The 18,860-nt window shown below is 68.8% G+C and carries 16 protein-coding genes; 5 read left to right on the top strand and 11 right to left on the bottom strand.

Translation table 11 applies throughout. From position 1 onward, the window contains the following. The first annotated feature begins 383 nt into the window (after window positions 1–383). From ABEA43_RS63785 to ABEA43_RS63770, 4 genes are all read left to right on the top strand, one after another. Entirely contained in the window at window positions 384–644 is a 261-nt protein-coding gene (locus ABEA43_RS63785; RefSeq protein WP_345579305.1) for a hypothetical protein, read from the top strand. A gap of 357 nt (window positions 645–1,001) precedes the next feature. Beyond that, window positions 1,002–1,376, top strand: coding sequence for a phage holin family protein (locus ABEA43_RS63780; protein WP_345579302.1), 375 nt, complete (start codon window positions 1,002–1,004; stop codon window positions 1,374–1,376). Window positions 1,377–1,585: 209 nt separating this feature from the next. Beyond that, on the top strand, window positions 1,586–2,428 hold the full coding sequence (locus ABEA43_RS63775; RefSeq protein WP_345579299.1) for a hypothetical protein: 843 nt from the start codon (window positions 1,586–1,588) through the stop codon (window positions 2,426–2,428). A gap of 113 nt (window positions 2,429–2,541) precedes the next feature. Next, the gene (locus tag ABEA43_RS63770; RefSeq protein WP_345579296.1) at window positions 2,542–3,792 is read left to right on the top strand and encodes a cytochrome P450; all 1,251 of its coding nucleotides are present in this window, start codon (window positions 2,542–2,544) and stop codon (window positions 3,790–3,792) included. A 45-nt stretch (window positions 3,793–3,837) separates the two neighbouring features. Here the strand turns inward: ABEA43_RS63770 and ABEA43_RS63765 are convergent, their stop codons facing one another. Then, complete coding sequence (locus ABEA43_RS63765) at window positions 3,838–4,278, bottom strand: YybH family protein (RefSeq protein WP_345579293.1); 441 nt, start codon at window positions 4,276–4,278, stop codon at window positions 3,838–3,840. A gap of 34 nt (window positions 4,279–4,312) precedes the next feature. Then, window positions 4,313–4,942: an LUD domain-containing protein gene (locus ABEA43_RS63760; RefSeq protein ID WP_345579290.1), complete on the bottom strand. Its 630-nt coding sequence runs from the start codon at window positions 4,940–4,942 to the stop codon at window positions 4,313–4,315. A gap of 151 nt (window positions 4,943–5,093) precedes the next feature. Between ABEA43_RS63760 and sigJ the strand changes: the two genes are divergently transcribed. Beyond that, complete coding sequence (sigJ, locus tag ABEA43_RS63755) at window positions 5,094–5,999, top strand: RNA polymerase sigma factor SigJ (RefSeq protein ID WP_345579287.1); 906 nt, start codon at window positions 5,094–5,096, stop codon at window positions 5,997–5,999. 259 nt (window positions 6,000–6,258) lie between these two features. Here sigJ and ABEA43_RS63750 read toward each other — a convergent pair whose 3' ends face one another. The 9 genes from ABEA43_RS63750 to rpoB form a co-directional block, all read right to left on the bottom strand. Then, window positions 6,259–8,043: an RICIN domain-containing protein gene (locus tag ABEA43_RS63750; RefSeq protein WP_345579283.1), complete on the bottom strand. Its 1,785-nt coding sequence runs from the start codon at window positions 8,041–8,043 to the stop codon at window positions 6,259–6,261. Between the two features lie 26 nt (window positions 8,044–8,069). After that, a complete protein-coding gene (locus tag ABEA43_RS63745) occupies window positions 8,070–10,229 on the bottom strand; it encodes a beta-galactosidase (RefSeq protein WP_345579280.1) in 2,160 nt (719 codons plus the stop codon). Between the two features lie 44 nt (window positions 10,230–10,273). Further along, window positions 10,274–11,182, bottom strand: a complete 909-nt coding sequence (locus ABEA43_RS63740) for a carbohydrate ABC transporter permease (protein WP_345579278.1) — start codon at window positions 11,180–11,182, stop codon at window positions 10,274–10,276. Further along, window positions 11,179–12,093: a carbohydrate ABC transporter permease gene (locus tag ABEA43_RS63735; RefSeq protein WP_345579276.1), complete on the bottom strand. Its 915-nt coding sequence runs from the start codon at window positions 12,091–12,093 to the stop codon at window positions 11,179–11,181. Before ABEA43_RS63735 ends, ABEA43_RS63740 begins: the two co-directional genes overlap by 4 nt. A 47-nt stretch (window positions 12,094–12,140) precedes the next feature. After that, the gene (locus tag ABEA43_RS63730; RefSeq protein WP_345579273.1) at window positions 12,141–13,517 is read right to left on the bottom strand and encodes an ABC transporter substrate-binding protein; all 1,377 of its coding nucleotides are present in this window, start codon (window positions 13,515–13,517) and stop codon (window positions 12,141–12,143) included. A 51-nt stretch (window positions 13,518–13,568) separates the two neighbouring features. After that, a complete protein-coding gene (locus ABEA43_RS63725) occupies window positions 13,569–14,630 on the bottom strand; it encodes a LacI family DNA-binding transcriptional regulator (RefSeq protein WP_345579270.1) in 1,062 nt (353 codons plus the stop codon). Between the two features lie 119 nt (window positions 14,631–14,749). After that, the gene (locus ABEA43_RS63720; RefSeq protein WP_345579267.1) at window positions 14,750–14,878 is read right to left on the bottom strand and encodes a hypothetical protein; all 129 of its coding nucleotides are present in this window, start codon (window positions 14,876–14,878) and stop codon (window positions 14,750–14,752) included. Between the two features lie 456 nt (window positions 14,879–15,334). Beyond that, complete coding sequence (locus tag ABEA43_RS63715; protein ID WP_345579264.1) at window positions 15,335–15,817, bottom strand: hypothetical protein; 483 nt, start codon at window positions 15,815–15,817, stop codon at window positions 15,335–15,337. Window positions 15,818–15,972: 155 nt separating this feature from the next. Beyond that, a partial coding sequence (gene rpoB, locus ABEA43_RS63710; RefSeq protein ID WP_345579261.1) for a DNA-directed RNA polymerase subunit beta occupies window positions 15,973–18,860 on the bottom strand: 2,888 nt, incomplete at its 5' end.

The following is an 18,860-nucleotide window of genomic DNA, read 5'->3' as shown; positions in this document are numbered from 1 at the left end:
GCAGGTAGGGCGCAAGGAGAAAGACGCAGGTGAAACCGTCGCGGACCAAAACCCGGCGGGGGAGCCCCCTGTGACGTCCGCATTACGGGCTTGTCGCGCCGCCCCGGTCGATCGCCGTCCGCGCACCGGGGCGGAGTCCGCCTGGCGCCGGGCCTCGACGGCGAAAAGCAGGGGTGCTGCCTCGCTCCTGGACCAATCGTTGCAGATATCGCCGGGACTTCATTTATCCGTGGCCGCTGTGAGTCGTGATGCGGCAGGGATCATCCGATATTGATCAGTGCGGTATTCGGCACGAATAAGCGTCGCTGAGCGCGTATTAGTACATGGAGCGGAATTAAATGGCTTCCTATCGTGAGTATCACTTCTCATGGAAGGAAGAGATCATGCGTAAGCTCCTTGCGAGCGGCGCCCTCGCCGCTTCCTTGGCTCTCACCGGCCTTGCCTCTGCGGTTCCTGCCCAGGCGAGCGCCACCGCCACCGCCGGCGCTCCCACGATCAGTGAGACCGTCGGCTGTCCCCACGGCTACTACTGGCACAAGCACTACTACAAGAAGTGGTACAAGAGCGGCCATTGGTGGAAGGGCCACTACCACAAGAAGGGCCACTACCACAAGACCTACAAGTGGCACTGCCACAAGAAGTGACCTGACGAAAAGGCCTGCCGATATCAGCTGGGCAGGCCTTTTTCAGTGCCCAGTGCATTTCGCAATCTTTGCGAAATTCCGGCAGGTGATTGTGCTTGAAAGCGCAAAAGGTGGGTTTTCGCGCGGTCGCGGCGGGCGGCCGGGTGTGGCAGGAGTCGGCCATCGGCGACTCTGAGGCCGTCCTGCGCCGGTGCGCAGCGCGTAGCGGGCCCGGTGGATGCTCTCGTGGCACGCACGCACGCAGACGGGTGGCGAGTCAAGAGCGCGGGCGGTCCGGATGTGGACACCCGCTGAAGGTCAACCCGGCGCGGGCTTGGAACGTCCCATACCGTTCGCTCACGCCTCTGGAGCCGCTCTATGGGTTATCCGCCCCAGCCGCCGCAAGACCCGTACGGCCAGCAGTACGGCGGCCAATCCGGCCCGCAGTACCCGCCGCAGCCGTACCAGCCTCAGCCGTACATGCCCATGCACAGCGGGCCCCAGTACAGTCCGGTCCCCAGCGGTCCTCAGTACGGGCCGGTGCAGTACACGACGGTGAAGGAGTGGGGATTCAACCCGGTCGCGATGATCATCCATGGGTGCGCGTGGGTGTTCGTGCACTGGTGGATGACGCTCATCACGTTCGGGCTGTGGCTGATCGTCGCCATCCCCGTCAGCTTCATCGGCTGGCGGGTGACTCGTCATCTGCCGGTGCAACATGTCCAGCAGCCGCCGTACCCGCCGGGGTACTGATCCAGGAGAGGCCCGGTAGAAGACGCGGGGCGAGGCGGTTGGCGGCATCGTGCGCGATGTGATCGACCGCCCCACCGAACTCGGCCGGTCCTTCGACGGCAGCCCGGCCCGATGATCCATTTGCGGCCTCGGCGCGTCAAAAGCGCGTGAGCATCTTACGATTCACGCGCCCGCCGGCCGGCACGACGTCGGGTCTGCACAGAGTGGCCGTGCTGCTGGCCGTGGCCGTGCTCTGCGGGGGCGCCGCCGCCTCCGCGGATCCGGCGCTTGACCGGAGATACCTGATCGAAGCGGTCAAAGCGGACTGTATGGAGGAGGAGGGCTTCGAGTACGTCCCCTACGTGCGACCCGAGCGGCAGAAGAGCGACGAGGAGCGACGGCGAGCCGCCGGCGACTACGAGGCGATGCGCGTCCATCGGGCGTTCTTCGGGTTCGGCGTGTTCTCGGCGTACATCCACGGCAGAGATCAGGAGGAGCCGGCGGTAGATCCCAACGACGAGATCTCTTCGACTCTCGCAGGAGACCGGCTCACGGCCTACTCCCAGGTAAGGGACGCCTGCATGACCGGGGCGGTCGAGCGGGTGGTGGGACTGGAGGTGAAGTCGGCGATCGACTACCACCGCAAGGTCGAGGACGCCACAGATCGCGCTCTCACGAGCGCGCTCAATGACGACCCTCGGCTGGTGGAGCTGGCCGCGGCCATGGCCGATTGCCTCAGGAGCAGGGGCCATGCGGTCGAAGACGCCACGCCGGTGGCCCTCTCCACGCGGGGCGGCGATGCGTTCGCCGGCGAAAAGACCCGGCTGATACTGGGCGACGGCGGGCTTCCGCCGGCCACGGAGGGCACGACGTTCATCATGCTCGCCAGGAAGACCCTCACGTACGAGGAGGCCATGCCCTACCTGGAAAAGGAGATCAAGGCCGCCCTGGACGATCTCGAGTGCGGCAGGGACTTCTATCCCGCGTACCGGCCACGGGAGAACGCGATCGAGCAACGAGTCCACGACCGGTACGGCCTGACGCCCTTCCCGGGGGGCTCCGAGGACGCGTGAGGCCACGCGGGCACATAAGATTCGCTTGCGTATCTTATCGAGGTGATCTACGGTGGCGCACTATAAGAAACAGCTGCGTACTTTACGATCCCTCGAGAAACAGGACGTACCCGATGACCGACAGCAGCGTGACCGACGAGTCCGCGAGCGTGAGCACCGCGGCGATGCGCCGGATCCTGCCCGCGGAAATGGTGGAGCGGGGACGCAACCCGTTCGATCCGCCGCCGGGCCTGCGGGGACAGGGCGCGGTCCGGCCGCTGGACCTGCTCAACGGTGCTCAGGCGTGGCTGGTGACGGGGTTCGATGAGGCCCGTACGGTGCTGTCGGACGCACGCTTCAGCGCCGACAAGATGCGCCATCGGGACGCGACGTCGCCGCAGCAGCGCGAAGTGGCCGCGCCGAGGGGGGAGCGGGAGGACGGGATCTTCGTCTTCATGGACCCGCCGGAGCACACCCGGCTGCGGCGCTCGCTGACGGGGCAGTTCACGGTGCGGCGGATGCGGGAGCTGGAGTCGCGGGTGACGGAGATCGCGGTCGAGCACGTCGAGGCGATGAAGGCGGCGGGCACGCGGGCCGATCTGGTGCCGGCGTTCGCGCTGCCGCTGCCGTCGCTGGTCATCTGTGAGTTGCTGGGCGTGGACTACGCCGACCGCGCGGAGTTCCAGGAGCGTACGGCCGTCGGGCTGAACGCGAGCTCGACCCCGCAGGAGCAGGCCACGGCGCGCGCCGAGCTGTACGCGTTCATGCGGCGGCTGGTGGCCGCCAAGCACGCGAACCCCGCCGACGACCTCCTGTCCGGCCTCATCCACGACACCGACCCGCCCCTGACGGACGCGCAGCTGGTCGACGTGGCCCTCCTGCTGCTCACCGCGGGCCATGAGACCACGGCGAACATGCTGGGCCTGGGCACGTTCGCGCTGCTGGAGCACCCGGACCAGCTCGCGGCGCTGCGCGCGGATCCGGGTTTGCTCGACAACGCGGTGGAGGAGCTGCTGCGGTTCCTGTCGATCCTCCAGCTCGGGGTCAGCCGGGTCGCCACGGAGCCGGTGACCCTGGGCGGCGTGGACCTCCCCGCCGGCGCGACCGTCGTGATCGCCACGCCCGAGGTCAACCGGGACCCGCGGCACTGGGACGACCCCGACGCGCTCGACGTGCGCCGTCCGCGGACCCCGCATCTGGCCTTCGGGCACGGGGTTCATCAGTGCCTGGGGCAGCAGCTGGCCCGGATCGAGCTGCGGATCGGGCTGGGCGAGCTGATCTCCCGCCTGCCGGACCTGCGCCTGGCGGTACCGGCCGAGCAGGTCCCGGTACGCGATGAGATGCTCATCTTCGGCGTGCGCTCGCTGCCGGTCACCTGGTCGTGAGACGGCCGGGGCCATAACGAGCGCCTGCCGGTCACGCAGCGGGGATCAGGGCTCGAGGTCGACGACTCCCTTGCCGCTGGCGACGTCGAGCGGCACCGAGACCTGGTCGTGCACGATCAGCCACGTGCCGTCGATCTTCTGCAGGCAGTGCGTGGCCCTGACCCACATGCCGCTCATCACCGTCCCGTCCTTCAGCGTGCCGCTGAGACGTGCGAAGGCGTGCCCGAACGCCACGTCGTCCCGCACGGTGAGCGTCAGGTCGCGAACCTCATAATTCACCCGGTCGAAGAACGTGAACACAGGCGCCCAGTTCTTGAGCTTCGCCTCGAGCCCCACATGCTGGAGCGGCTGCTCGATGTCGAAGGACACGATGTCCGGAGCGTAAAGGCGCTTCAGGATCTCGAGATCCTTGCCCTGGAGCCCTTCGACGATCCTGCCGAGCAGCCGGCGGATCTCGGCTTCATCAATCTCGCGTTGCGTAGGCATCGCTACCCGACCTTTCCCTTGGTGGTGAAATCGTTCAGAATCCGATGGCTTCGCGGAGCAGCAGGACGACGCCGCGTCCGGGGTGCGGCTCCGCGTTGAGGATGAGCAGGCGGTTGAGGGCGCTGGGCTGCCCGTAGGCCTTCATGGCGCGCTCGTTCTCCAGCGGAAGGCAGTGGTCTTCGACGCGCCGCAGCGCGGTGTCCAGGTCGGGGACCACCTTCTGCGCCCCGACGATCCAGATCGCGCGGGCCGCGGCGCCCGCGTAGCCGGCCAGCTGGCTTCCGCTGGCCGAGGCGGCCACCAGGGATCCGGTCTCGGTGACCGCGGCGACGCTGCCCACGATGACGTCGGGGCAGGCGATCATCCGCCAGATCTCGGCCGTTTGGGTGGCGCGGTCCATGGTCCTGCTGCGTGCCTTGACGGACTCGTACCGCCCGCTGCCGTTGATGTCCTCATCGATGCCGGACAGGCGGAGGGTCTCGCTGGCCCCGGTGAACACGCTGACGCCCTCGGGGATCAGCTCTTTGACGCGGGTACGCGCGGCGGCGGCGTCGTCGAGGATCTCGACGGTGAAACCGTGTGCGGTCAGCGCGGCGGCCGCCCGCTCCAGGCGCTGCGCGGCTGCCGGATCGGCGAGAAGAGGTGCCGGCATTGAGGTGGTCATGATGCTTTCCTGTTCGCTGGATGATGTGTTCGTCTCGGCAGTTCGACAACACAGCCGTCCGGAATGTGAGGCGACGCACCGGCCTCACATTCCGGAGCGCTGTCTTGTCGTACCGGTGAGGGCAAATGCGACCGAAGGAGCAGTCGGCACCATGACCACCCAACCCCGGCCAGGACACGGCCCGGACGCGATCCTGGGCGAGCGGCGCCAGCTGATCAACATCGCCTACCGGCTCCTGGGCTCCCTGGCCGAGGCCGAGGACGCCGTCCAAGAGGCCTACGCCCGCTGGTACGCCATGTCCCCGCAGCAGCAGGACGCCATCGCAGCCCCCGGCGCCTGGCTGACGACGGTCGTCAGCCGTATCTGCCTCAACCTGCTCGGCTCCGCCCGGGCCCGGCGAGAGACCTACGTGGGCGCATGGATCCCCGAGCCGCTACCCGAAGGCAGGGAGCGCGGCGCCACCGCCGACCCGGCCGACCGGGTCACCCTGGACGAGTCGGTCAACATGGCCTTCCTGGTCGTGCTCGACTCGATGACCCCGGCAGAACGGGTCGCGTTCATCCTGCACGATGTCTTCTGCCACTCCTTCGCCGAAGTGGCCGAGATGGTCGGCCGTACTCCGGCGGCCTGCCGTCAGCTGGCCTCCTCGGCCCGCCGCCGCATCCGCGCATCACGGGGCCCCGCGAGCCCGACGGCCCGCCAGGCCGGCATCGTCAGGGACTTCAAGCAGGCGTGGGAGGCCAAGGACATCAACGCCCTGATGGGCCTGCTCGACCCCGACGCCACGGCGATCGCCGACGGCGGCGGCCTCGCCACGACCTTCCTGGACCCCATCGAAGGCGGCGAGCAGATCGCGCGCGCCTGGGCCGAGATCGCCGACCGGAAGCCCGGCAACATGACGTTCCTGGAGCGTACGGTCAACGGTCAGCCCGGCCTGGTGGCTCAGCAGGACGGCGTGACCGTGTCGGTGTTCGCGTTCGAGGTCGCGGGGGACCGGATCAAGCACATCTGGGTGGTACGCAACCCCGAGAAGCTCCGTCGCTGGACGACGGCCTGAGGCGCGTCTCCAGCCTGGGTCTACCCGGGCGGTTACGACGCCGAACGCGTCGAATAGGGGATGACCTAGTACGCGCCTGGGCGATCGCATCGGCCGGGCGGTGCCAGGAGTTGGCCCAGGCGTCCTCGGCCACGCGGTAGTAGGCGGAGCGGTCACCGGCCCGGCTGACGGAACGGATCAGCCTCGCTGTCGAGAGCACCCGCAAGGTCCTGGTCAGCGACGCCCGGCTGGGACCGGAAGGCCCCAGCCGGAGCTTCCCTCACGACACCTGGAGGAGCTGCCACTGCTGGTCGAGGCCGCCGTTGTCGGTCCACTGCACGACCCGCGCGCCGTCGGTCGTCGCTCCCTGCCACACGCTCAGGACCTTGCCGGAGTGGCGGGCCTTGATCTTGTAGTACGAGCCGGCCGGCACCAGCTCCCACTGCTGGTCACCGCCGTTGTTCTGCACCCATTGCACGGCGTCGGCGCCGTCGGCGGTGCCCGTCTGCCAGATCGACAGCGTCCGGCCGCTGTTGCGGTTGAACAGCGTCCGGTAGCCGCCGCCGACGTCCGTGACATGCCAGTGCTGGTTGAAACCGCCGTTGTCCGCCCACTGCACCAGGTTCGCGCCGTCGGCCAGGTCGGCGTCGAACGTGTCGAGAACCTTTCCGCTCTGCCGGTTGACCAGCTTGTAGTACGGCCCGGCGGAGCGTCCGAAGTCGATATCGGCGTGACGGAGGATCCCGAAGCCGGTGACGATCAGCACGCGGCCCGTGCGCGGCAGGTAGGTCAGGTTGCGGAAGTATCCCGGCTCGATGGTGGTGCGCTGGCGTGTCCAGGCGCCTGTGCTGCTGCCGGTCGGATTGACCCAGACGTCGCCGCTGCCGGCGGCGTTGAACATCAGGCGGCCGCCGGGAAGCCGGACGATGACCGGGCTTCCGCCGGTCGCGAGCACGGGGGAGCCGGAGCCGATCGGGAGGGCGGTGATGTTCGATCCCGCCGCGCCGCCGACGGAGAAGAAGTTCAGCGGGTTCGATGAGATCTTGTAGCGCACGTTGTCGCCGCCGCCGAAGTACTCGTACGTCATCATCCATCTGCCGTCGGTGGTCTGCACCACGTTGGGCATGCCGGGCCGTCCGCCGCCGATCTGGTTCACGCCGCCCACGCTCTGGGTGAGGCCGGCGACGTCCAGCACGGGCGCGCTCCACGCGCCGGTGGTGCTGCCGTTCCACGTCCGGTGCGCGATGACCTGCCCATGGGAGTCACCCGCCGTGCCGTTGTCGGAACGCATGGTCAACACGCCCGTGGCGGTGTTGTGTCCGGTGAAGTCGTTCTCGTCGGAGTAGTAGGTGACGAGCTGATTGCCGTACACCATCAGGTACGGCTCCCAGATGGGGTCGACCTGCCGATAGGTGTTGGCATTCGCGACCCGCTGGCCGATGGCGCCGGCGCTGCCGCCCTGCCAGCCGCCCGTGGTGATGACGTTGAGGAAGTTCCAGGACGCGCCCTGGTTCGTGCTCGAGTAGAGAGCGATCGCCATGTCGCGACGGTCGCCGTCGTTCGTCGGCACCCAGCTGGGGTTCGCGGCCTTCTGCTCGGTGTAGTAGACGTCTTCGCCCGTCACCACCGTGGACAGCAGCAAGGTCCCTGCGGTCAGGTTGCCCACGTTCTGGGGCAGGACGTAGAGGTACGGGCTCGCCCAGTTGCTCGTGTACTTCGCGTACGCGGAATCGCTCGACATGTACGCCGGTGCGCGGACGTCGGACAGCCACTGCCAGGTCGTGCCGTCGTCGTCGCTCTTGTACACCGGGATGACCTGACCGGCCGCCGTGCCGGACGGGCCGACCGTCGCCTTCTCGAACGCGGTGACCAGGCGCCCGCTCGGCAGCGCCGCCGCCTTCGGCACCCCCGCGCAGTTGCCGGAGCCCTTGGTGCACTGCGCATTGCCGGGCAGCTGGTAGAGCGTTCGAGGTGTCGGGCTGACGGCATGGGCCGGGACGGCCATCAGGGCTGACAGCGCTGCGGCTGACGCGATGACGCTGCCGAGCCTTTTCCTTGTGTTCAACGGTGCCTCCTGTCCTTCGGGCGTCTTCATGGGAGAGCTTTCACCGGGGCGGTCTCGGTCATGAGCACCCGCACGTCCCAGGGGCCGAGCTCCAGTACGGTGCCGGCCGGCACGGTCGTGCCGGCCAGGACGTCGGACAGGTCGACCGGGGCTTGGACGCGGGCGGGCTCCCAGCTCCAGTTGTGCACCACGTGGACGCGGCGCCGGTCCGGCGACGTCCCGGTCGTGGCGGTGACGGACGCCGGCAGGTCGCGCCACCCGCTGCGCGCGACGGGCGCCAGCCAGGTCGCCAGCGCCCGGGCGAGGTCGCGTCCTGGCACCGTGCCGACGTGCGTGACCCGCCCTTCACCGTGGCGGCGGGTGGTGACGGCCGGCCAGCGGCCGAAGTGCGGGTGGTCGTACCGTACGAGCACCTCGGCGTCGTGGACCGTGAGGCCGTCGGCCCAGCGCGTCGCCGTGGCGCCCGTGGGCAGCTCGAAGGGAGCGCCGGCCACGGCGCGGATCGGGACCTCGTCCACGAGGTTGCTGAACTCCTCGTAGCAGACGCCCGCCGCGTCGGTGAGGCGCCCGGGGGCGGGCTCGCGCCGGGCTCGGGCCTCGTGGTCGGCATAGGCGGTGCGCGGGCCGAGGACCAGGTGACCACCCGCGCGGGCATAGGCGGCGAGCCAGTCGATCATCGTGTCGTGGGCGAGGTACAGGCCGGGGACGAGGAGGACCGGGTGCCGGCGGGCGGCCTCCTCGGGGGTCGTCCCCGCGTGCTCGCCATCGGGGTCGTGGAGCTGCCGGGCGTGGACGATGCGCAGCTGGCGGCCCGCGTCAACGGCCCCCCGGTAGAAGGGGTCGAAGATGCCGTGGTAGCCGGCGGCGTCCGGCCCGCCGGCGGCCGTCTGCAGGGGCGGGTATTTCTGCATGAGCCACTTGCTCGGCAGCGAGTAGACCATCGTGAGGTCGGCGTCCGGCTCCAGCCCGGCGACGAGCGGGCCTGCGGCCTCCAGCTCGGCCCCCAGGCGGGCCAGCTCCGCGTACGTCCGGCCGGGCCGGCCACTGTGCGGGAGGACGCCGCCCCAGTAGGTCTCCGCACCGAAGTGCAGCGTGTGCCAGTGCCAGTACTCGATCATCCGGGCGCCCCGTGAGACGAGCGCCCAGGCGGCCTGGCGCCACTGCCCGTCGTAGGCCGGCCGGTTCTCCCACGGCGTGCCGATGCTCATGGCGTTCGTCTCGGTGACCAGGAACGGCTCCTGGCGGGAGGAGAACATCCGGTCCGCGCTCTGCAGCAGCGCCCATCCGCCGGTGGTCATCCAGTGCTGCTCGACCTCGGTGTGGTCGGGCAGGGTCAGGGCGTCCTGCATCACGTAGTACGGGTTGCCGGCGGCGACGTCGAGGCTGTCGGTGAGCCGGTCGTCCTCGACGGCGGGCCGGTTGTAGGAGATGCAGGTGGTGACGAACTGCTCCGGCCGGGCGTACTCGCGGACGATGCCGGCCTGCCAGCCGATGAACTCGGTGACCTGGTCGGCCTGGAACCGCCGCCAGGCGACGTCGTACTGGGGTTGGGTGTTGCCGTCGGGTGTCCACAGGTCGGCCCAGGCAGACAGGCGGTGTGACCAGTAGACCAGGCCCCATTCGCGGTTGAGGGTCTCCACGTCGCCGTAGCGTTCGCGCAGGTGGCCGACGAAGCGCTGGAAGACGCCGTGGTTGTGCAGCAGGTGCAGGCCGGGCTCGTTGTCGACCTGGAAGCCGATGACCGCGGGATGGCCGGCGTACCGCACGGCGATCTTGCGGATGACGCGCTCGGCGTGAAAGCGGAAGGCGGGATGGGTGAAGTCGGCTTCCTGGCGTGCGCCCCAGCCCATACGCCGGCCGGTGGCGTCCTCGCCGGTGATCTCGGGGTACAGCCGGGCCAGCCACGGCGGCACCGCGTAGGTCGGGGTGCCCAGGATGACGGAGATGCCGCGCTCGTGGGCGCCGTCGAGCACCGGCTGGAGCCAGTCGAGGTCGAACCGGCCGTTCTCCGGCTCCCAGGTCGACCAGACCGACTCGCCGACGCGGATGACGGTGAAGTGCGCCTCGGCCATCAGGTCGAGGTCGGTCTTGAGCCGCTCGTCACGCTGGAGCCCGGGATCGTAGGCGGGCTCGTACTCGTGATAGTAGGCGGCGCCGAACAGGACACGGGCGGGGAGAACCGCCATGGGGGAAACCTCCGGAGGGTGGGGTGCGATGGATCTGCGGGGCGTCACTGCTTGACGCCGCCGCTGGTCAGGCCGCTCTGCCAGTAGCGCTGCAGCAGCAGGAAGGCCGCGACGAGGGGCGCGATCGAGAGCAGCGACCCGGTCACGACGAGCGCGAGCATGTCGCTGTTCGCGCCGGAGCCGCCTCCGACGGCCTGTGAGGCCCAGGAGGCGAGGCCGACCGTGATGGGGTACAGATTCGGGTCGTTGAGCATGATGAGCGGCAGGAAGTAGTTGTTCCAGGTCGCCACCAGGGTGAACAGCACCACGGTGACCAGGCCCGGGGCCAGCATCCGCAGGGCGATGGTGAAGAAGATCTTCGCCTCGCCGGCCCCGTCGATGCGGGCGGCCTCCAGGATGCTGTCCGGGACGGCGTCGTGGGCGTAGATGCGCATGAGGTAGAGGCCGAAGGGGCTCACCAGCGAGGGCAGGATGATCGCCCAGGGGGTGTTGACCAGGTCCACCTTGGCGAACAGCAGGTAGGTGGGGATGGCCAGGGCGGTGGCCGGCACCATGATGGCGCCGAGCACCAGGTTGAAGGCGGCGCGGTCGCCGCGGAAGCGGAACTTGGCGAACCCGTACCCGGCGGCCGCCGCCAGCAGGGCCGCCCCGAGCGCGCTGACGACGGCGTAGAGGACGGTGTTGAGCAGCCATCTGGCGAAGACGCCGTCGTCGTGGGTGAAGGTCGCCGAGACGTTCGCCAGGAGCTGCGGAGCGCGCGAGAACCACAGGCCGAAGGTGGTGAACAGGTCCTGCGTGCTCTTGGTCGCGGCCACGACGAGCCAGAACAGGGGCAGCAGGAAGTAGGCGAGCGCGGCCAGCATGGCGATGGTCAGCGGGGTGTTGCGCCGAGAGCGGGGCCGGCGGCCCGCTGCCCTCGGCGTGCCGGAGGCGGTCGGGGTCAGCGTGGTCACGGGGTTCTCCTGCGGTTGGCGGTGAGCAGGACGGCGTAGGAGACGATCACGATGACCAGCCCCAGCAGGAAGGACACCGCGGCGGCGTAGTTGATCTGCTGGCTGGTGAAGGCCAGGGAGTAGGAGTAGAGGTTGGCGGTGTAGGCGCTGTCGATGACGTCGGGGGCCAGGCGCTGCAGCAGGTTCGGCTCGTTGAACAGCTGGAAGCTGCCGATCACGGAGAACACCAGGGCGAGCAGCAGCGCCGGCCGGAGCGCGGGCAGCTTGACGCTCCAGGCGATCCGCCAGGCGCCGGCCCCGTCCATCGCGGCGGCCTCGTAGAGCTCGTGCGGGATGGCGCGCAGCGCGGCGTACAGGAGGATCATGTTGTAGCCGACGAACTCCCACGTGACGATGTTGGCCAGGCTGCCGAGCATCCAGCCGTCGCTGAGGAAGCGGGGGACAGGCAGGTCCAGCCCTTTGGCCAGCTGCGCGAACGGGCCGTAGTCGGCGCCGTACAGGTAGCCCCACATGAGGGAGGCGACCACGCTGGGCACGGCGTAGGGGACGAAGATGCCCAGCCGCACCACGCGGGCCAGCCGCATCAGGCCGCTGTCGAGCGCGAGCGCGAACAGCAGCGCCAGCACCAGCATCACCGGGACCTGGATGACGAAGAACGCCGCGACGCGGAGCACTCCCTGAATGAGCAGCGGGTCCTGTGCGGCGGTGAGGTAGTTCTCCAGCCCGACGAACGTCGTCCCGCCGATCAGCCGGTTCTGGAACAGGCTGAGATAGGCGGCGTAGCCGAGCGGAGCCAGGAACAGCACCAGGAAGAGCGCCAGGAACGGGGCGACGAACAGCGGGCCGGCGCCGATGCGCGAGCGGCGGATCGGGCCTGCTCGGTGCGGGTTCCCGCGGACGACAGCGGTCATCGTCGGGGCCTTTCTAGGAAAGTCGAGGCCCCACGGGCCCCTGGCGGTCATTGAGCCTTGACGGTGAAGCCCTGGCTCTTGGCGAAGGTGGTGATCCGCGTCTGCCACTGCTCCAGCGCGGCGACGGTGTCGGTCTTGGCCGACAGGGACTTGCCGACGGTCTCCGTCCAGTCCGTCACGACGCGGTCCAGGAACGGCGGCCACTGGAAGGAGGGGCCGACCGTGCCGCTGATGTCGGCGAACACCTGGTTGACCCGCTGCCCGCCGTAGAAGGCGGGGGTGTCCCCGACGAAGGCGGGATCGGCGAGCAGCGCCTTGGTCGCCGGGAAGAAGAACTGCTTGGTGGTGAACAGCTTGGTGCTGGCGGGGTCGCTGTTGAGGAACTGCGCGAACGTCGCCGCGGCGATCGGGTTCTTCGTGGTCTTGACGACCGCGCTGGTCGAGCCGCCCCAGTTGCCCGACGCCGGTGCGGAGGCGTCCCACTGGGGGAGCGGGGCCGCCCGCCACTTGCCCGCCGTGGACTTGGCCGAGCCGGACAGGAAGACCGGCCCCCAGGCGGCGGTGATCCAGGTGGCGTACTTGCCCTTGTTCAGGGCGGAGAACCACGAGTCGGTGAAGTCCGGCTCGACACCGATGGCACCGTCCTTGGCCAGGCCGCCCCAGTAGGCCGCGAGCTTCTTGGACGGCTCGTCGTTGACCTTGATGGAGATGTCGCTCTTGTTAGCGTTAACATACGGCTTCGCCCCAGCCTGCCAGAGCAGGCCGTGCCAGGCGGCGGCCTCGTTCGCCGCGAGGTTGGTCAGGTAGACCTCCGGGTCGGCGGCGTGCAGCTTGCGGGCCGCGGCGGCGAACTCGTCCCAGGTCTTGGGGACGGGGATGCCGTGCTTGTCGAAGATGTCCTGCCGGTACAGCATGCCCATCGGTCCGGTGTCCTGCGGGATCGCCCAGACCTCGCCGCCCGGGCCGCCGACCTGCCCCCACGTCCAGTCGACGAACGTGTCCTTCAGCGCCTGCGCGCCGTAGGGCCGCAGGTCCAGCAGGCTGCCGGTGATCGTGAACGTCGGGATGTACTGGTACTCCATCTGCACCACGTCCGGAGCGCCGGTGCCGGCCTGCAGTGCCGTGCGCAGTTTGGTGTACTGCGGCACGCCCTGACCGGCGTTGACGACCTTGACGTCGATCGCCGGATACTTCTTCTCGAACAGGGCCACCTCCTGCTCGATGTCCGGAACCCACGTCCAGAACGTCAGCTCGGTGGGGGTCGACAGCGCCTTGTCGATCTCGGCCTGGCTCATCGACGTGGTGGCGGCGGGGGTGGGGGAGGCGCTGTTGCCGCCGCAGGCGGCCAGCACGAGGCTGAGCGACATCGTCGCGGCGGTGGTGAGCGTGATCCGGCGGAAGCGGACGGTGGAGGTTTCGGGCATGGTGAACTCCCGTCATGGAGCAGGGGGTGGATGAAGGCGGGGACGGGCTGATCAGTCTGAGGTCGCGCGCCGGCGTCCCCGGGTCGTCCGGGGCGGGGGCGCGGTGGAGCTGCGGACGACGAGCTCGACCGGTTGGCCGGCTGCCGGGGGAAGGTCTGCTTGGGGCTGTTCGATGGCTCGCACCAGAAGTTTGATCCCCTCGGTGGCCACGGCGTCGAACGGCTGGCGCACGGTGGTCAGGGGAGGCGTGACGTAGGCGGCCACCGGGATGTCGTCGAATCCGACGACGCTGACGTCCTCGGGCACGCGCCGGCCGGCTTCGAGCAGCGCGCGGATGACGCCGATGGCCATGTCGTCGTTGGCGGCGAACACGGCGGTCACTTCGCGGTCGCCGGCCAGCTCGCGGCCCGCGGCGTATCCGGAGGCGGCCGACCAGTCGCCGTGCAGGACGGCCGGCTCGTGCCGGTCGCGCGCCTGCAGAGCGGCCCGCCAGCCCTCCAGGCGATCCCTGGCGGCGTACCACCGCTGGGGACCGGCGAGGTGGTGGACGCTCGCGTGCCCCAGATCCAGCAGGTGCTCGGTGGCGACCCGCGCCAGCAGCTCGGTGCTGACGCCCGTCGTGAGCACGCGGGGGGCGGCGAAGGCCGAAGGGGCGCCCAGGCTGAGCACCGGCACGTCCACGCGGACGGGCTCCGTCTGCTCGTCGATCGGCTCGGAGATGACGATGCCGTCCACGCCCTGCTCCAGCAGCGACTCCACGGCCCCGGCGATGTCCGGGGCGTCGCCCTCCAGGGTGTTGACGATGCGCAGCGCGTAGCCGGCGTCCCGGACGGCGCGCTCGACCCCGATCAGCAGCGAGGCGGGGCCGAACAGCGCCGTGCCGAGCGAGACCACGCCGATGGATCGGGTCCGGCCGGAGGCCAGCGTGCGTGCCGCGTTGTTGAGCCGGTAGCCCAGCTGGTCGGCGGCGTCGAGCACGCGCTGCCGCACGTCGGCCGAGACGTACGGCTCATTGTTGAGCACCCGGGACACCGTCTTCTGCGACACCCCGGCGAGGCGGGCCACGTCGACGCTGCGCGGCATCCGGGCGCTGCCTTTCACCAATGGCGTCACGGTCACTCCTGATGGGCGGATGCCCCCGAGTCTCTCAGGGACATCGTCTCTGTCTGCGCAGTCATGTCTACGCAGTCATATGCGGACCGTCAAGACTCCGCAACACACCTGTAACTTGATCATGAAGGTGGCCGTGCCACCCTGTTCCGCTCGGCGATCAGGGTCTCGATGCCGTCCAGGATCCGGCTGAGCCCGAATTCGACGTCGTCCTGGGGGAGCCGGTCCTCGATGTAGGCCAGGTTCGTCATCAGCGTGGCCGCTCTCGGATAGCCGCGATCGCCCTACCGCGCGTCCGTCGGCCAGGTGCTGTCACTCGCCCCCGGCCAGAACGGGATCGCCGAGGTGAACCTCGCCCGCGAGCACCGCTGCGGCTTCTGGAAGTCCCTCAGTGCGGCGTGACGAACGTGAGCCGGCCTTCGACGTCCGCGGCCTGCCGTCGAAGGCCGGCCTGTTCTGGTGATCGGTTTCCGGCACGATCATGCTGGATCACTTCAACGTTTCTTGAAATATGCCTATCTAGCTGGGCCAACGCTCGACACATGTCATGACGGTCTTGACGGGTATCAGGTCCGCGTTTCGGACGCGCAAGCCGGCGACGACACCCTGAGCGGGCTGCGACTGGACTTCGACGGGCGCGGGTGCGGCGAAGGAACGGAGGCCGCCCGCCACATCGGCGGGCGGCCCTTCCGTCGAACCCGGCCCGATCAGTTGTCCGGGAGGAGCTCCTGGAGCAGCGTCCGGCCCGGCATCGCCTGGGCCGGCTGCACGCCTACGGCGAACATCTCCGGATCGTCGAACACCGGCTCCCCGCTGGGGCGGCGGGTGTACGGGACGCGCCCGTAATCCACGCCGTCGCTTTCGTTGAAACTCATCCAGGTGATCATTTCCTGTTCACCTTCGGACAGGGGGAGGTTGGACACGGCGCGGCTGTAGACGGTCTGCAAGGTGGTGACCCAGACCAACGGGACGGCGAAGACCCAGCGCGTCGCCTGGATCTCCTGCGCCTCGGCGGCGGCTCGTGTCTCGAACGAGGTGGCGGACTGCGGATCGCGGAGATAGTCGTAGTCGCTGAGCACCAGTTTCCGCTGTCCTTCGAAAGCGACGATCGCGGGGCACTCACGGGCGGCGATGTTCTTCTGCAGACGCTCCACCACATCGAAGAGCAGCGCCGCCGTGTCGTCGTTCATCGTGTCCTCCGAAATCTGAAGTTCCCGGATCCTGCCGTGGCGTGAAGCGACCTTCGACGGATCGGTCAGACTGTCTTTCGCGCACCCACGGGCTCTCCACCACGGAGTGCCGGCCCGCGATCGGGCCGGCACCCGCGGATCCCGCAGGGGGACCGTCAGACTTCTTCGACGCTGCTCGGCTCACGCCGGGACAGGTCGATACCGAGCTCTTCCGCCGCGCGGAAGACGTCCTCGTCGGTGTCCCGCATCTCGATGGACATGCCGTCGCTGGAGAGCACCTCGACGTTCAGGCACAGCGACTGCATTTCCTTGATGAGGACCTTGAAGGACTCGGGGATACCGGGCTCGGGGATGTTCTCGCCCTTGACGATCGCCTCGTAGACCTTCACGCGGCCCAGGACGTCGTCGGACTTGATGGTCAGCTGCTCCTGCAGGGCGTAGGCGGCGCCGTACGCCTCCAGCGCCCACACTTCCATCTCACCGAAACGCTGGCCGCCGAACTGGGCCTTACCGCCGAGCGGCTGCTGGGTGATCATGGAGTAGGGGCCGGTCGACCGTGCGTGGATCTTGTCGTCGACCAGGTGGTGCAGCTTCAGGATGTAGATGTAGCCGACCGCGATGGGGTAGGGGAACGGCTCGCCGGAGCGGCCGTCGAACAGGCGGGCCTTGCCGCTCTGCTGCACCAGCCGATCCCCGTCGCGGTTGGCGATGGTGCTGTCGAGCAGGCCGACGATCTCCTCCTCATGGGCGCCGTCGAAGACCGGCGTGGCCATGTTGGTGCCCGGCTCGACCTTCTCGAAGCCCTTGTCGCGCAGCCGCTCGGCCCAGGCCTCCTGGACGCCGGAGATGTCCCAGCCCCGGGCGGCGATCCACCCGAGATGGGTCTCCAGCACCTGGCCGACGTTCATCCGGCCGGGCACGCCCAGGGGGTTGAGGATGATGTCGACCGGGGTGCCGTCCTCCAGGAACGGCATGTCCTCGACCGGGAGGATCTTGGAGATGACGCCCTTGTTACCGTGCCGGCCGGCCAGCTTGTCGCCGTCGGTGATCTTACGCTTCTGGGCCACATACACACGGACCATCTCGTTCACGCCGGGAGGCAGCTCGTCGCCCTCCTCGCGCGAGAACACCCGCACCCCGATGACCTTGCCCTGCTCGCCGTGCGGGACCTTCAGCGAGGTGTCGCGGACTTCGCGGGCCTTCTCGCCGAAGATCGCGCGAAGCAGCCGCTCCTCCGGCGTCAGCTCGGTCTCACCCTTGGGCGTGACCTTGCCGACCAGGATGTCGCCGGGTACGACCTCGGCGCCGATCCGGATGATCCCGCGCTCGTCGAGGTCGGCCAGGACCTCTTCGGAGACGTTGGGGATGTCGCGGGTGATCTCCTCCGGGCCCAGCTTGGTGTCACGGGCGTCGACCTCGTGCTCCTCGATGTGGATCGAGGAGAGGACGTCGTCCTGCACGAGGCGCTGGGACAGGATGATCGCGTCTTCGTAGTTGTGGCCTTCCCACGGCATGAACGCCACGAGCAGGTTCTTGCCGAGCGCCATCTCACCCTGGTCGGTGCACGGGCCGTCGGCGATGACCTGGTTGACCTCGACCCGGTCGCCCTCGGCGACGATGGGCTTCTGGTTGAAGGAGGTGCCCTGGTTGGAGCGCTTGAACTTCGCCACCCGATAGGTGGTGCGGGTGCCGTCGTCGTTCATCACGGTCACGGAGTCGGACGACGCCTCTTCTACGACGCCCGCCTTCTCGGCGCTGATGACGTCGCCGGCGTCGGTCGCGGCACGATATTCCATGCCGGTGCCGACCAGCGGCGCCTCGCTCTTGAGCAGCGGAACCGACTGGCGCATCATGTTCGCGCCCATCAGGGCCCGGTTGGCGTCGTCGTGCTCCAGGAAGGGGATCATCGCGGTGGCGACCGACACCATCTGGCGCGGCGACACGTCGATGTAGTCGACCTCCTCGGCCCGCATGAGCTCGGTCTCGCCGCCCTTGGTGCGGACCAGGACGCGGGCCTCGGCGAACGTGCCGTCGGCGTTGAGCACCGTGTTGGCCTGCGCCTTGACGTAACGGTCTTCCTCGTCGGCGGTGAGGTAGTCGATCTGCTCGGTCACCCGGCCGTCGACGACCTTGCGGTAGGGCGTCTCGATGAAGCCGAAGGGATTGAGCCGGCCGTAGGAGGCGAGCGAGCCGATCAGGCCGATGTTCGGGCCTTCCGGGGTCTCGATCGGGCACATCCGGCCGTAGTGGGACGGGTGCACGTCACGGACCTCGAAGCCGGCCCGCTCACGCGACAGACCACCGGGGCCGAGCGCGTTGAGACGCCGCTTGTGCGTCAGCCCCGAAAGGGGATTCGTGTGGTCCATGAACTGCGACAGCTGCGAGGTGCCGAAGAACTCCTTGATCGACGCCACGACCGGGCGGATGTTGATCAGGGTCTGCGGGGTGATGGCCTCGACGTCCTGCGTGGTCATCCGCTCGCGGACGACGCGCTCCATGCGGGTCAGGCCCAGGCGGACCTGGTTCTGGATGAGCTCGCCGACGCTGCGGATCCGGCGGTTGCCGAAGTGGTCGATGTCGTCCACTTCGAGCGGCAGGTCCGTCGCCTCGTCGCCGGCGTGCAGCCGCACCAGGTATTCGACCGTGGCGACGATGTCGTCCTCGGTCAGGACGGTGACGTTGATGTCCGTCTCGGAGCCGAGCTTCTTGTTGATCTTGTATCGGCCGACCTTGGCGAGGTCGTACCGCTTGGGGTTGAAGTAGAGGTTCTCCAGCAGGGTCTGCGCCGACTCCTTGGTCGGCGGCTCACCCGGGCGCAGCTTGCGGTAGATGTCCAGCAACGCGTCGTCCTGGCCGGACGTGTGGTCCTTCTCCAGGGTGGCACGCATCGACTCGTACTGGCCGAACCGCTCCAAGATGGCGTCACTCGTCCAGCCGAGCGCCTTGAGCAGCACCGTCACCGGCTGCTTGCGCTTGCGGTCGATGCGCACACCGACGCTGTCGCGCTTGTCGATCTCGAACTCCAGCCAGGCACCCCGCGACG

This window comes from Nonomuraea rosea, from assembly GCF_039539705.1.
GTDB lineage: Bacteria > Actinomycetota > Actinomycetes > Streptosporangiales > Streptosporangiaceae > Nonomuraea > Nonomuraea rosea.
The sequence above is the reverse complement of the archived record's forward strand: the minus strand, read 5'-3'. Positions and strand labels throughout refer to the sequence as shown.